This is a genomic window from Pantoea sp. paga, from assembly GCF_007558755.1.
Classification (GTDB): Bacteria; Pseudomonadota; Gammaproteobacteria; order Enterobacterales; family Enterobacteriaceae; genus Pantoea; species Pantoea agglomerans.
Map to the genome: position 1 here is coordinate 652,737 of NZ_VLTF01000002.1, position 12,956 is coordinate 665,692.

Consider the following 12,956-nt stretch of genomic DNA (forward strand, 5'->3'; position numbering starts at 1 on the left):
GTTTTTGTCAAAGCCTGTCAATCGGGCGGCATCAACCTGATACCACCCTTTATCAGAGTCAGAAACGTGAGAGGCGGAAGGGGGTCAGATCAAAAGAGAACGGTTTTTGCTGGGCAAATTCTGCAGCCAGTTCGCCCAATACGCTGGCAAATTTAAACCCGTGTCCACTGAGCCCGGTAATTAACAAGCGGTCTGGTTCACCCGGCAGGGTATCAATAATAAAGTCTTCATCCGGGCTAAAATCGTAGCTGCAGGCTTCGCCATGCAGACAGACACCGACGCCAGGTAAAAACTGACGGAGGAATCCAAAAGCTTCACTGCCATCGGCCGCCACCGCGCCAAAAGGTTTACGATCCTCCGGCTGCTGCATCAGCTGACCGCCATCATGACGACCTACTTTCAGGGCATTATTATCCGCCGGGAAGCCATAAAACTGGCTGCCATCGCCCATTTCCACCGTAAAACCGGGAAACTTATTATTCTCACTGTAGCGGCCATCTGCCTGATACCAGGCGAACACCTTGCGGGTGGGCGCAACCGGCAGGTCAGGCACTAATTTGCCAACCCAGGTGCCCGCACTGATCAACATTTTGCGGCCCCGATAGACGCCATCCAGGGTAGTGACCTGCTGCAGATCGCCATCGCGACCCAGCTCTGAAACCGGGCAGTTAAACAGCTGCGCGCAGCCCGCCTGCTCCGCCAACTGGATCCAGCTGCGTACCGCCTGTTCACATTTCAGATAGCCAGACTGCGGCTCAAATACGCCCAGATAGCCCTCAGGCACATTGATTTGTGGCCAGCGCCTGCGCACGTCGTCAGGCTGCATCACCTCGATATTGAGCTGCCAGCGGGTCGCGCTGTCGATAACGTTCTGAATAAACGGCGACTGATTCGGGGCGAGGTTAAGTACGCCGCTGCGATGCATGATGCGCTCACCGGCACGCTGTTCCAGCTCATCCCACAGCGTTTGCGCCCGCAGAACCAGGGGAACATAGCGTTCACCTTCACCATAAGCGTGACGAATCAGCCGGCTCTCGCCATGATGTGTGCCCTGATTATGGGGAGGATGGGCGCTGTCGATCATTAACACCGATAAACCCGCCAGGGTGGCATAGTAGCCTGCCGCCGCGCCCACAGAACCGCTGCCAACGACGATAAGATCATAAATCATGGTAACTACGCTCTAAGAGACAGATAATCAAAAGCATACCAGAAACAGAAACGAAAAAGGCACCCCTGAGGGCGCCTCTTTGATGCGGCAGAAATTAATGCTTATTGAGGAGTCGTTCTATCTGCTCGGCTGATTCTATCTTGGCGATGCCTGCTTCGAGGATCGAGATAAATTGCCTTGCCACATCCGTTGTCAGCCAGTATGTCGGGCCAACATCCGCTTCTTCTTCTTTTTGATCCTGCGACGACAACGAGTGCAGGCGGATCATCATGGCGTCATAGCTGTCAACGGTACTGATATCCCAGCCCACCAGTGGGTGAGTCTGTATAACATCTTTTCTTCTGTCCATTATAACCTCCTTATTACTCGTTATCGAAGTGCATGATGAGGTTCAATGCGGCTTTTTTATTCCAATAGCGAAACAATTATAACAGTAAACGAGAGTATCACTGTTTAAAAAATGCCGTGAGTCAGCTTCTCACAGAATATTTGCGTTTGAAAGACGGGGGTAAAAAAATAAAATGCCTGACGGGCAGGCATTTTTATCAGCAGTCAAAAGACAGGCAAAAAGCGGGCTATGACGCGTGAGCGGGGACTCAGAGAGCCGGCGTTTCTGGCACTACGCCGCCGCCGCGTTTTTGCAGTGTTTCTGCCAGACGGGCAAAGTGCTGCTGAAGCTGCTCATCATGGTTTTGATTTTGGGCTTCCAGCGACAGATTGTGTACCAGTAGCTGACTGGCACGATCGTCAAGACAGAAAATCAGACTGGAAAAGGCATTTTCCAGCACCGTTAAACGACGCTTCTGATCACCAATCAGTGCTAACAACTCACCAAAGGTCATCGCCTCTTCCGGTTTATCAGTAGTCATGGTGTCGCACCTCCTGTTATGCGTGACGAGCGCAAGGATAGGGCATTGATCATTAAGAGTCTAGATGCAGGACGGGGTAAGTGCGAGAGGGGAGAAAAGATAAAAAAACCGGGTGGCGACACCCGGAAAAAAAGCACAGTGGCGGTTAATCAGTATTGAACCAGTCGTCAGCGCTTTCCCACGTCTGCTGCAGGATTTCGCTGATCTGGTCGCGCGTCTCTTTTCCACCGCCCAGCACGCTGAGATTATTGGCACTGGCATAACGTACCTTGACGTGATTGGTCGAGTCAGGGAACTGTTCATCAATGCGGCGCGATAATTCATCGCTTAACGCTTCTATCGCGCCAGCAGGAAGAGGTCGGGTATTTGATACGGTAATTTCAACGCGCATAACAGCCTCCGTTTAAGATACTGTATATATTTACAGTATCAGCAGGCCGGAGGCAAGTAAAATTATGCGATGCGCCAGTTCAGCGTTTCACCCGCCAGGAACGGCACCAGTGAGTGGCTGCCGAGTGCGATGGACTCTGGCACCTGCCAGGGCTCACGCACCAGGGTGATCGTCCCTTCATTCAGCGGCAGGCCGTAAAAACACGGGCCATTCTCCGAACAGAACGCTTCAAAATGTTCCAGCGCGTTCAGCTCTTCAAAAACGGTGGCGTAAGCGGGTAACGACGCTGGCGCATTAAATACCCCCGCGCAGCCGCAACTGGCCTCTTTAAGATGACGCAGATGCGGTGCTGTGTCGGTGCCGAGGAAGACGCGCGGATGACCACTCGCCACTAATTTGCGCAAAGCCTCCTGATGCACGTTGCGCTTAAGAATCGGCAGGCAATAGAGGTGCGGACGAATTCCGCCCACCAGCATGTGATTACGGTTAAACATCAAGTGCTGCGGGGTAATGGTCGCGCCCAGCGTTTCATCGGCGGCGGCAACATATTCTGCGGCGTCCTGAGTGGTAATGTGCTCCATCACTACTTTCAGTGCCGGAAACTGGCTGCGCAGCGGCACCATGACCGTTTCGATAAACCGGGCTTCGCGGTCAAAAATATCGACATGGGCATCGGTGACTTCGCCGTGGATCAGCAGTGGCATACCGAGCTTCTGCATCCGCTCCAGCACTCGGGTAATGGAGGCGATATCGGTAACGCCATGGCTGGAGTTCGTCGTAGCGTGCGCCGGATAGAGCTTAGCCGCGGTAAACAGACCGGAGGTGAAACCGCGCTCAAGCTCATCAGGATCAAGCGAGTCGGTCAGATAGCAGGTCATCAGCGGCGTAAAGGCGTGATCGGCGGGCAGCGCCGCCAGGATGCGATCGCGGTACGCTTCACCTGCTGCCACGCTGGTCACCGGCGGCACCAGGTTAGGCATCACAATGGCACGACCATTCACCGCGCTGGTATAGGGGAGGACCGTGTTGAGCATCTCATCGTCGCGCAGATGAATATGCCAGTCGTCAGGGCGACGCAGGGTAAGTTGCTGAGGTTGTGCTGTCATCAGTGAAGCTCCGGCAGAAGGGAAACAAAAGGCGTGTTTTGGCCGGGGTCTAAGCATAAGGATTCAGGCAACCGTTTGCACCTGCTTTTTATACTGATAAAGAAAATCCGCGCCAGGGGCGCGGATAACGGCGTTACTGCGTAAAGGGAATAACCAGTTCGCCAGGTTTTACTTCCAGTCCTTTGGCAAACTTCTTCGCCAGCGACTCGCCTTTGCTGCGGTCGGCGCTGAGCACGTAAGCCGGTTTTTGATCAAAGTAGTTTTTCAGCGACTGATTCAGATAAGGCGTCAGCGTTTTCATAATGGAGGCCATTTTTTCCGGAGCAACCTGCGCATCAACAATTTCCAGATCGCGCAGATAGATTGCACCCTGCTGCTGGTCATAGACCGGCTGAGCACGCATCTTCAGTTGCATATCGGCCTGCTGCGGACCAAACAGTGACGTCACATTGATTTTAGCATTACCAGAGAGCGTCACTTTACCTGGCTCTTCACGGCCAATCTGACTGGTCAGGTTGTTCAGGACGATGTGCGCATTAACCAGCCCGGAAACGCCAATATCTTTCTCATAGTTGTTGTGCTTCTGCAGCGCCTGGTTTACTTCCTGTTCGCTGATGGTGTATTGCGTCAGTTGATTACAGCCGCTCACCAGCAGCGCGATCAACAGGGCAGTCAGCCCGAAAAAAGCCTTTTTCATCGATCTTATCCTGAATATCAGAGCCAATAAACAGGCCATAGCCTGCCTGAATGCGTAGCGGGTGTCATCAGGAAAGAGATGAGAAACGCCGCAGCGTCTCTCATCGGGAGGGGTTAGTGAGCTATCGAGGAGAGCAGGTTCACCTGGGTCTGTTTAGCCATGTTATCGCGGTAGTCAGCGACCCGGCTCGGCCAGTCGATACCGGCCACCAGCGTCAGAGAGCGCAGCAGCGGGAAGAGATTAAAATCATCTTCGGACAGCTCGCCATTCACCGCATTGGGCTGGGCGATTAATTTGTCCAGCTTGCGCAGATCGTCGCTGACGTTTTTGATCAGGCCAGCAGAGTGACTTTTCAGCGTGTCGAAATCACCGATGCTCGCCTGCTTTTTGTTGCGGAAATAGTCACGCGCCTCAGGCGTCGCAAATTCGGCAAACGCCGCTTCTGCAATGCGCGGCAGCAGCAGTTTATTGACATAGCTGTTCATGTGACGCAGCCAGTCGCCGATCGCCGGATTCAGCGCGCCGATGATCAGCGGTTCGCCATCCTGCTGATCGACATAGTGTACGATCTCCATACTTTCAGGCATCGCGCTGCCATCCTGCTTCTGCAGAATGGGCGCCATTTTCTGTCCGATCAGTCGTTTCGGCGTCTCTTCATCGTCGTTGAGCATTACCACCAGCTCAACCGGTTTGTTTTTCAGGCCAAAAATCATTCGCGCTTTAACGCAGAAAGGGCAGTGGTCGTAGATATAGAGCTTCATCCTGATCTCCCGGGTTTTACAGGTTTAGTGTTTAACAGAGTGAATCAATTCATCCTGCTTTCGGGCTCGTAAAAAGTATGGAAGAGATTACCCCACAGGGCAAACCTGCCTGTCAGGCGCGCTGCAGGATCCGCTGGTGATGCTGCCTGCAGCAGGGGTTATCCACGGTGCGACCCGAGCAAAATCAGCCTCTTTATCGCTAAACCGCTGTAACGTTTTACCGCAGCCCAGGCGGCGGTTATAGTGAAAGCCGGGTAATGACGGCTCATCTCTATCAGCCATTGATTTCAGGAGTCAGGATGTTTGGCTATCGTTCTGCCGCGCCCAGGGTGCGATTAACCACCGATCGGCTGGTGGTCCGTCTGGTTCACGAGCGTGATGCCTGGCGAATGGCAGATTACTACGCGGAAAACCGCCTGTTTTTAAAGCCGTGGGAGCCGGTGCGCGATGACAGCCACTGCTATCCCTCGGGCTGGCAGGCGCGGCTCGGGCTGATTTCCGACATGCATAAGCAGGGTTCGGCCTTCTATTTCATTTTAATGGACAGCAATGAAACCGAAGTGAGGGGAGTGGCGAACTTCAGCAACGTGTTGCGTGGATCCTTTCATGCCTGTTACCTCGGCTATTCACTGGGTGAAAAGTGGCAGGGGCAGGGGTTCATGTTCGAAGCGTTGCAGGTGGCTATCCGCTATATGCAGCGCCAGCAGCATATTCACCGCATCATGGCTAACTACATGCCGCACAACCAGCGCAGCGGCGATCTGCTGGCGCGACTCGGTTTTGAGAAAGAGGGTTACGCGAAAGATTATCTGCTGATCGACGGACGCTGGCAGGATCACGTGCTGACAGCCTTAACCCTGCGGGAATGGACGCCTGACCGGCGTGGATAATAATGAGGATGCGAGCATGAAGATGACTTTATCGGCGCAGGCGATGCGCGTGCTGGGCTGCCTGCTTGAGAAGCAGGTCACCACGCCGGAACAGTATCCGCTGTCACTGAATGGCGTGGTGGTTGCCTGTAACCAGAAATCGAACCGCGAGCCGGTGATGGAGCTGAGCGAAAGTGAGGTACAGGATCAGCTCGATCAGCTGGAAAAACGGCATCTGATTACCGCCAGCAGCGCCGCCGGGCAGCGGGTCGTGAAATATGAGCAGCGTTTCTGCAACTCCGCGTTTGGCACGCTAAAGCTTAACAGCGCAGAAGTCGCTCTGCTGACGCTGCTGTTACTGCGCGGGCCCCAAACGCCAGGCGAGCTGCGTACCCGCAGCGGCCGTCTGCACGAGTTCAGTGATGTCAGCGAAGTTGAGCAAACGCTGGAAGGATTAATGCAGCGCGACGACAGTGCTCAGGTGATCCGTCTGTCGCGTGAACCTGGCAAGCGCGAAAGCCGCTTTATGCATCTGCTGGGCGATGAGCCTGACCAGCCGCAAGCAGCAGACGCGTCGGAAGAGAAGGGTGATCTGGCGGCGCGGGTCGCAACGCTGGAACAGCAGGTTGCAGCGCTTCAGACACAACTCACCCAACTGCTGCAACCGGAGAGCTGAGATGACCTTACGTATTGGCGTAGTGGGATTAGGCGGTATCGCGCAGAAAGCCTGGCTGCCGGTGCTGTCGGCGGCGACGGACTGGACCCTGGCAGGGGCGTTTTCCCCGAACCAGGCCAAAGCCCGGCCGGTCTGTGACAGCTATCGCATGCCATGTTTTGGTTCGCTGAATGAATTAGCCGCTGCCTGCGACGCGGTCTTTGTCCACAGCAGCACCGCCACGCACTATGAAGTGGTCAGGGCGCTGCTGCTGGCAGGAAAGGATGTCTGCGTCGATAAGCCGCTGGCTGAAACCCTGGAGCAGGCTGAGGCGCTGGTGGCGCTGGCGGAAAAACGGCAGCGTAAGCTGATGGTGGCGTTTAACCGGCGGTTCGCCCCGCGCTATCAGCAGCTGCGGGCAGAGATGGCGGACGCCGCTTCTCTGCGGATTGAAAAGCACCGTAGCGACAGCGTCGGGCCACAGGATCTCCGCTTTACCCTGCTCGATGACTATCTGCATGTGGTGGATACCGCCCTCTGGCTGGGCGGGAAACCCTTTCGCCAGGTTCAGGGACGCATCGACACCAACGAACAGGGGCAGATGCTCTATGCCGAGCACCATTTCGCTGTTGAGGGCTTGTCGATTACCACCAGCATGCACCGGCGCGCAGGCAGTCAGCGCGAGCGGGTCAGCACAGTGTGTGACGGTAAGTGCATCGACATCAGTGAGATGCGCGACTGGCAGGAAGAACGGCGTGACGGGCTGCTGATTACGCCACCGCCCGCCTGGCAGAGTCATCTGACCCAGCGCGGTTTCAGCGGTGCGGCTCGCCATTTCATCGACTGCGTACAAAATCAGACGAAGCCTGAAACCAGCGGTGAGCAGGCACTGATGGCGCAGCGTGTGGTGGAAAAATTGTGGCGTGAGGCGACGCAGGAATAACGCCTTGTAACACTCCGTGCTGGTCATTTCCCTCCGTGGCAGTAGACTGTCGCCGGGCATCTTCTGGGTGCCCGCGCTAATTCTCCTTTTTGCTGATTCTTTTCAGGATGCGCCGTCAATTATGAATTTGTTGAAATCGCTGGCAGCGGTCAGTTCTATGACCCTGTTTTCCCGCGTACTGGGCTTTGCCCGTGATGCCATCGTGGCGCGGGTGTTTGGCGCCGGAATGGCGACCGATGCGTTCTTTGTTGCGTTTAAACTTCCCAATCTGCTGCGGCGTATTTTTGCTGAAGGCGCCTTTTCTCAGGCCTTCGTGCCCATTCTGGCTGAATATAAAAGCAAGCAGGGCGAAGAGGCAACGAAACTGTTCCTGGCTTACGTCTCGGGCCTGCTGACGCTGGCGCTGGCGCTGGTCACGGTGGCGGGCATGATTGCTGCGCCCTGGGTCATCATGGTGACGGCACCCGGCTTTGCCGACAGTCCCGATAAGTTTGCGCTCACCAGCTCGCTGCTGCGGGTGACGTTTCCCTACATTATGCTGATTTCGCTGGCGTCACTGGCGGGTGCGGTGCTGAATACCTGGAACCGCTTCTCGGTACCGGCCTTTGCACCGACCCTGCTGAACGTCAGCATGATTGGCTTTGCGCTGTTTGCCGCGCCGCACTTCCACCCACCGGTAATGGCGCTGGCCTGGGCCGTGGTGGCTGGCGGCGTGCTGCAACTCGGCTATCAGCTGCCACACCTGAAGAAACTCGGGATGCTGGTGCTGCCACGCCTGAATCTGCGTGATGCGGGCGTCTGGCGGGTCATGCGTCAGATGGGACCTGCCATTCTGGGCGTTTCTGTCAGTCAGATCTCACTGATCATCAACACCATCTTCGCCTCGTTTCTGGTCTCAGGTTCGGTCTCCTGGATGTACTACGCGGACCGCCTGATGGAGTTCCCCTCGGGTGTGCTGGGCGTGGCGCTGGGCACCATTCTGCTGCCGTCGCTGGCCAAAAGTTTTGCCAGCGGCAACCATGATGAATATTCCCGGCTGATGGACTGGGGTCTGCGCCTCTGTTTCCTGCTGGCGCTTCCCAGCGCGGTGGCGCTGGGCATGCTCTCCGGCCCGCTGACCGTGGCGCTGTTCCAGTACGGCAAATTCACTGCCTTTGATGCACTGATGACGCAGCGCGCCCTGATCGCCTACTCCGTCGGACTGATGGGGCTGATCGTGGTCAAGGTGCTGGCTCCGGGCTTCTATTCCCGTCAGGACATCAAAACGCCGGTTAAAATTGCGATTATCACGCTGATCATGACGCAGGTAATGAACCTGGCGTTTATTGGTCCGCTGAAACACGCCGGTCTGTCACTGTCGATTGGGCTTGCAGCCTGTCTGAATGCGTCGCTGCTCTACTGGCAGTTGCGTAAGAAGAATATCTTTATGCCGCAGCCGGGCTGGAGCAGCTTCCTGATCCGCCTGCTGATAGCTGTAGTGGTGATGGCAGGCGCGCTGTTTGCCATGCTGCAGTGGATGCCAGCCTGGGAGCAGGGATCGATGCTGTGGCGGCTGCTGCGTCTGGCCGCGGTCTGTGGTGTGGGCGGCGGGGCCTACTTCCTGGCGCTGGGGCTGCTGGGCTTCCGGCTGCGCGACTACGCACGTCGCACCGCTGTGTAAGGTTAAGCGCCTGACAATAAAATAAGGCGAAAAAAAATCCCGCACCAGGCGTAATGCTGGTCAGTTAAGATTAGATTTGTAAAGGCTGTCACGGTCAAACGTGGCAGTTTTTTTTCCGGGCGAGCGAGCCGCAGTGCGGGCCAGCGCACCTCTGCTGCTGCCGGGCCGTCCTCGCGCCGCTCACGCGGTACCTTCGGCTTTGACGTCGTGCCGACGAACCGTTCGGGGATCGGCCCTCCCTGGCCGGCCCCGAACTGTCCACGCTTCCCGGCGTGGACTTCTGGCCCACCGTCACGCCTCAGCGCTGCGGATAGCCCTTTCAGCAGCAGAGGCGCTCAGGCCTCCACTCTCGTGCCCTTTTTAACAATACACACTGAAGTTTCAGAGCAGGCAGGTGCCGGGCAGGGGCAGGCAATCCGCAGCGCTGAACAGAATGAGTCTGCCAGGAGAGCCCGCAGGACGCGGGCGAAAGGCGGGGCGGCACAGGATGTGCCATCCCCGGCGCTCCGTCAGGCAGAGGAATGACGTGAAGGAACCGCGCAGCGGCGCGAGGACCGCCAGCCCCTGCCCGGCACCAGACTGCATTATCACCTGCCGTTCAACTGACTGGCATTACGCACCAGGCGGGATTTTTTTTTCGCTACTATCCGGTTCAGGCTTTGCGACTTAACGTCGCCTGGCCTTTACCCATCCCATCCGGGCCGTAAAAGGCCTGGGTCTGATGCGGCTTCAGCACGTCAAGCGCATCCTGAGTGTAGCGGATCTGGTGTTGCAGCAGCAGGCCGTTATGAACATTGGCATCCTGCAGACGACGGCTATGCTGCTGGATAGTGTCCCAGCGGCGCGCCATGTCGTTCTGACCACGATAAGGTGCCGATGTCGCCTGACTCTGTTCAGCGGTGCGGCGCATCTCATCCAGATAGTTCAGCGTACTGAGCAGCGCGCTTTTATCTTCGGTAATACGCTGCAACAGATTGCTGTTAATGTTTCCGGCGGCCAGCTGCTGCTGCTCTTCTTCCAGCACGGCTGAGAGCGACGCCAGCACGTCCTGCATCTTATCTAAGGTGGTCTGCAAATTACTCATGGGAACTAATTACCCTCTAAATACGCCTTGGTGTCGGCAATCAGCGCATCGGCGATTTTGCCGGTATCCATCTTCAGTTCGCCATTACGAATGGCGGTTTTCAGTTGTTCAACGCGCTCGACGTTAATATCTTTGCTGCTCGGCTGCATCAGCTGCGACTGCGCGCTGCTCAGGCTGACCTGGGCTGCTGCAGGGGTCGTGGCTGCTGCCACCGGGCTGGCGCTCTGGCGCACTTTGCTGCTGCCGGACTCACTGCTATCGCGGCTCTGTACGGTGCTGGCGGGTTTCAGAGGTTGCGTTCTGTCAATGCTCATGTTCGGGCTCCTGTACGGTCAGGGGAAGTCTGCCACCTGAATCAGAATAGCGTTATCGCTTCGTTGATTCTTCTATCGGCAGCACTACTGGCTTCTTTAACACTTTACAGCGTTATAAGAATATTCCCATCCTCGCGTACCTTGCCGCTGACAATCTGGCCATTTCCCATCCTGACCCGGACCGACTGCGATCGGGCGGCGTTATTCAGCGCCTTGCCCTCACCGCTGGCGTCAAAGCCGTCACCGCTGGCAATCACCATCACATTCTGACCTGCCTTGACACGCCACGGCTGACGTAGCGTAGAGGGATTAATCGGCTGTCCTGGCTGGATATCACGCAGCACCACGGCGTCTGCGACCGAGTCCGCATTCAGCAGGGCGCGGGCAGGCAGAGTATCGAGGCGGCCGGTCTGCAGAGTGAAATCACTCTCGCTCACGCTACTGCCCTGGCTCAGCAGCCGGTTCGCCACCAGATAGGAACCGGTGACCTGCACCTGAACCTGAATATAACGGCGGTTCTCACCACAGTTTGCCGCCACGCTCATATTGCCCCACAACCGGCTGTTGCCGGGCAGGGTGAACTGTGGCGCCTCACAGGCTGGCCACTGTTCCTGCGGCGTGCGTACCACCACGACCATGCCATCAGCATGCTGGGCGTCACGCGCTTTAAAAAATTGATTCAGTTGTGCATTAAGATCCCCGGCGGAAACCGGCAGGGCGATCGCGACCAGCAGACTGGTCAGCAGGGTCAGATATCGACGCATTGTGCATTTCCTCACTGATGATGGCGACGAGTGTACTCCCTTAAGAAAAATCCTTAATTGTCAAAATAGCGGTCATTTGAGGCCTTATTCAGACGATGACCCCTTGCGTTTTCAAATTAAGCTGCGAGCTCGAAATTCTCATACGCGGAGGAAACATGCTCGACAAACTGGATGCGGCGCTGAAATTTGGTACGGAGGCCCTCAACCTGCGTGCTCAACGTCAGGAGATCCTGGCGTCAAATATTGCCAATGCCGATACCCCTGGTTATCAGGCCCGGGATATCGACTTTGCCAGCGAGCTGAGTCGGGTGATGTCCAATGGTCGTGCGGAAGGCAGCAGCATGGCGTTAAAAGTCACGTCAGCTCGCCACATTGAAGCACAGACAAACGGCGTGCCATCGATGGATATGCTTTATCGCATTCCTGACCAGCCTTCTGCCGACGGCAACACCGTAGATATGGACCGTGAGCGTACGCAGTTCGCGGATAACAGCCTGAAATATCAAACCGACCTCACCCTCATCAGCAGCCAGATCAAAGGCATGATGAGCGTGTTACAAGGACAATAATTATGGCCTTGCTGAATATTTTTGACATTGCCGGTTCAGCGATGACCGCGCAATCACAGCGATTAAACGTCAGTGCCAGTAACCTGGCGAACGCCGATAGCGTCACCGGCCCCGATGGCAAGCCTTACGTGGCAAAGCAGGTGGTTTTCCAGACCGATGCGGCACCAGGCTCAGCCACCGGCGGCGTGAAAGTGGCAAGAGTCGTGGATGACCCTACACCGGCCAAGCTGGTCTATGACCCGGGCAATCCGATGGCAGATGCCAAAGGCTACGTGAAGATGCCGAACGTGGATGTGGTCTCTGAAAGCGTCAACACCATGTCGGCGTCACGCAGCTACCAGGCCAACGTCGAAGTGCTCAACACCGTGAAGTCGATGATGATGAAAACCCTGACGATCGGGCAATAACGGAGAAAAATTATGGCTATCGCGGTAGGCGTTAACGAAAGACTGGACCCCACGGTCCTTAGCTCTTCTAACACCAGTGGCACCGGCAACAATGCGCAGGATCTGCAGAATCAGTTCCTGACCATGCTGGTGACGCAGTTAAAGAACCAGGATCCAACCAATCCAATGGATAACAGCCAGCTCACCACGCAACTGGCACAGATCAATACCCTGAGCGGCATTGAAAAACTGAATACCACGCTGGGATCGATCTCCGGCCAGATCAGCACCAGCCAGTCGCTGCAGAGCTCCACGCTGATTGGGCATGGCGTAATGGTCAATGGCGGACAGATTCTGGTAGGCAACGGTACCACAACGCCATTTGGCGTTGAGCTGGCCTCCGCCTCAACCGGCACATCGGCCACCATTAAAGATGCCAGTGGCACGGTGATCGACACCGTCGATCTGGGCGCGCTGAGCGCTGGCGTGCACACCTTCTCGTGGGACGGCAAGCTGACAGATGGCTCTGTCGCCCCGGATGGTAAATACAGCGTTGCGATTGCCGCAAGCAATGGCAACGCACAACTGGTGGCACAACCGCTTAACTACGCCTACGTCAATGGGGTGAGTACTGCGAACAACACCACAAAACTGGATCTCGGCACCATGGGCTCCGCCACCCTTGACGACGTACGTCAGATTCTCTGATTAACCTGT

General features: G+C 56.2%; 17 protein-coding genes. 7 read left to right on the forward strand and 10 right to left on the reverse strand.

The window, feature by feature from the left end:
* Nucleotides 1–58: 58 nt before the first annotated feature.
* The 7 genes from solA to grxB form a co-directional block, all read right to left on the reverse strand.
* Nucleotides 59–1,171, reverse strand: a complete 1,113-nt coding sequence (gene solA, locus FOV68_RS08740; RefSeq protein WP_143990619.1) for an N-methyl-L-tryptophan oxidase — start codon at nt 1,169–1,171, stop codon at nt 59–61.
* 94 nt (nt 1,172–1,265) lie between these two features.
* Entirely contained in the window at nt 1,266–1,520 is a 255-nt protein-coding gene (gene bssS, locus FOV68_RS08745) for a biofilm formation regulator BssS (RefSeq protein WP_003849911.1), read from the reverse strand.
* Nucleotides 1,521–1,767: 247 nt separating this feature from the next.
* Nucleotides 1,768–2,040, reverse strand: coding sequence for a hypothetical protein (locus tag FOV68_RS08750; RefSeq protein ID WP_010246397.1), 273 nt, complete (start codon nt 2,038–2,040; stop codon nt 1,768–1,770).
* 145 nt (nt 2,041–2,185) lie between these two features.
* Nucleotides 2,186–2,431 carry a DNA damage-inducible protein I gene (gene dinI / locus FOV68_RS08755; protein ID WP_010246395.1) on the reverse strand — a complete coding sequence of 82 codons (246 nt, stop codon included), beginning with the start codon at nt 2,429–2,431 and terminating at the stop codon, nt 2,186–2,188.
* Between the two features lie 62 nt (nt 2,432–2,493).
* Nucleotides 2,494–3,537 (reverse strand): dihydroorotase, encoded by a 1,044-nt coding sequence (pyrC, locus tag FOV68_RS08760; protein WP_143990620.1) that lies wholly within the window; start codon nt 3,535–3,537, stop codon nt 2,494–2,496.
* A gap of 133 nt (nt 3,538–3,670) precedes the next feature.
* On the reverse strand, nt 3,671–4,234 hold the full coding sequence (locus tag FOV68_RS08765) for a lipoprotein (RefSeq protein WP_010246390.1): 564 nt from the start codon (nt 4,232–4,234) through the stop codon (nt 3,671–3,673).
* 113 nt (nt 4,235–4,347) lie between these two features.
* Nucleotides 4,348–4,995 carry a glutaredoxin 2 gene (gene grxB / locus FOV68_RS08770; protein ID WP_033757257.1) on the reverse strand — a complete coding sequence of 216 codons (648 nt, stop codon included), beginning with the start codon at nt 4,993–4,995 and terminating at the stop codon, nt 4,348–4,350.
* 299 nt (nt 4,996–5,294) lie between these two features.
* Between grxB and rimJ the strand changes: the two genes are divergently transcribed.
* The 4 genes from rimJ to murJ all read left to right on the forward strand — a co-directional run bounded on the left by rimJ (nt 5,295) and on the right by murJ (nt 9,122).
* Nucleotides 5,295–5,885, forward strand: a complete 591-nt coding sequence (gene rimJ, locus FOV68_RS08775; RefSeq protein WP_031593649.1) for a ribosomal protein S5-alanine N-acetyltransferase — start codon at nt 5,295–5,297, stop codon at nt 5,883–5,885.
* 16 nt (nt 5,886–5,901) lie between these two features.
* Nucleotides 5,902–6,540, forward strand: a complete 639-nt coding sequence (locus FOV68_RS08780) for a YceH family protein (RefSeq protein ID WP_143990621.1) — start codon at nt 5,902–5,904, stop codon at nt 6,538–6,540.
* 1 nt (nt 6,541) lies between these two features.
* Entirely contained in the window at nt 6,542–7,462 is a 921-nt protein-coding gene (locus FOV68_RS08785; protein WP_143990622.1) for a Gfo/Idh/MocA family protein, read from the forward strand.
* Nucleotides 7,463–7,583: 121 nt separating this feature from the next.
* Entirely contained in the window at nt 7,584–9,122 is a 1,539-nt protein-coding gene (gene murJ, locus FOV68_RS08790) for a murein biosynthesis integral membrane protein MurJ (RefSeq protein ID WP_010246379.1), read from the forward strand.
* A 652-nt stretch (nt 9,123–9,774) separates the two neighbouring features.
* Here murJ and flgN read toward each other — a convergent pair.
* The 3 genes from flgN to flgA form a co-directional block, all read right to left on the reverse strand.
* The gene (flgN, locus tag FOV68_RS08800; RefSeq protein WP_010246377.1) at nt 9,775–10,206 is read right to left on the reverse strand and encodes a flagellar export chaperone FlgN; all 432 of its coding nucleotides are present in this window, start codon (nt 10,204–10,206) and stop codon (nt 9,775–9,777) included.
* Between the two features lie 5 nt (nt 10,207–10,211).
* On the reverse strand, nt 10,212–10,520 hold the full coding sequence (gene flgM, locus FOV68_RS08805; protein ID WP_010246375.1) for a flagellar biosynthesis anti-sigma factor FlgM: 309 nt from the start codon (nt 10,518–10,520) through the stop codon (nt 10,212–10,214).
* A gap of 104 nt (nt 10,521–10,624) precedes the next feature.
* Nucleotides 10,625–11,284 carry a flagellar basal body P-ring formation chaperone FlgA gene (gene flgA, locus FOV68_RS08810; protein WP_010246373.1) on the reverse strand — a complete coding sequence of 220 codons (660 nt, stop codon included), beginning with the start codon at nt 11,282–11,284 and terminating at the stop codon, nt 10,625–10,627.
* Nucleotides 11,285–11,439: 155 nt separating this feature from the next.
* On the opposite strand from flgA, the gene flgB reads away from it, so the two are divergent.
* Genes flgB through flgD form a run of 3 tightly spaced genes read left to right on the forward strand, consistent with a single transcriptional unit; the run spans nt 11,440 to nt 12,947 of the window.
* Nucleotides 11,440–11,853 carry a flagellar basal body rod protein FlgB gene (flgB, locus tag FOV68_RS08815; RefSeq protein WP_009090882.1) on the forward strand — a complete coding sequence of 138 codons (414 nt, stop codon included), beginning with the start codon at nt 11,440–11,442 and terminating at the stop codon, nt 11,851–11,853.
* Between the two features lie 2 nt (nt 11,854–11,855).
* On the forward strand, nt 11,856–12,260 hold the full coding sequence (flgC, locus tag FOV68_RS08820) for a flagellar basal body rod protein FlgC (RefSeq protein WP_013357440.1): 405 nt from the start codon (nt 11,856–11,858) through the stop codon (nt 12,258–12,260).
* 12 nt (nt 12,261–12,272) lie between these two features.
* Complete coding sequence (flgD, locus tag FOV68_RS08825) at nt 12,273–12,947, forward strand: flagellar hook assembly protein FlgD (RefSeq protein ID WP_031592458.1); 675 nt, start codon at nt 12,273–12,275, stop codon at nt 12,945–12,947.
* Nucleotides 12,948–12,956 lie beyond the last annotated feature (9 nt).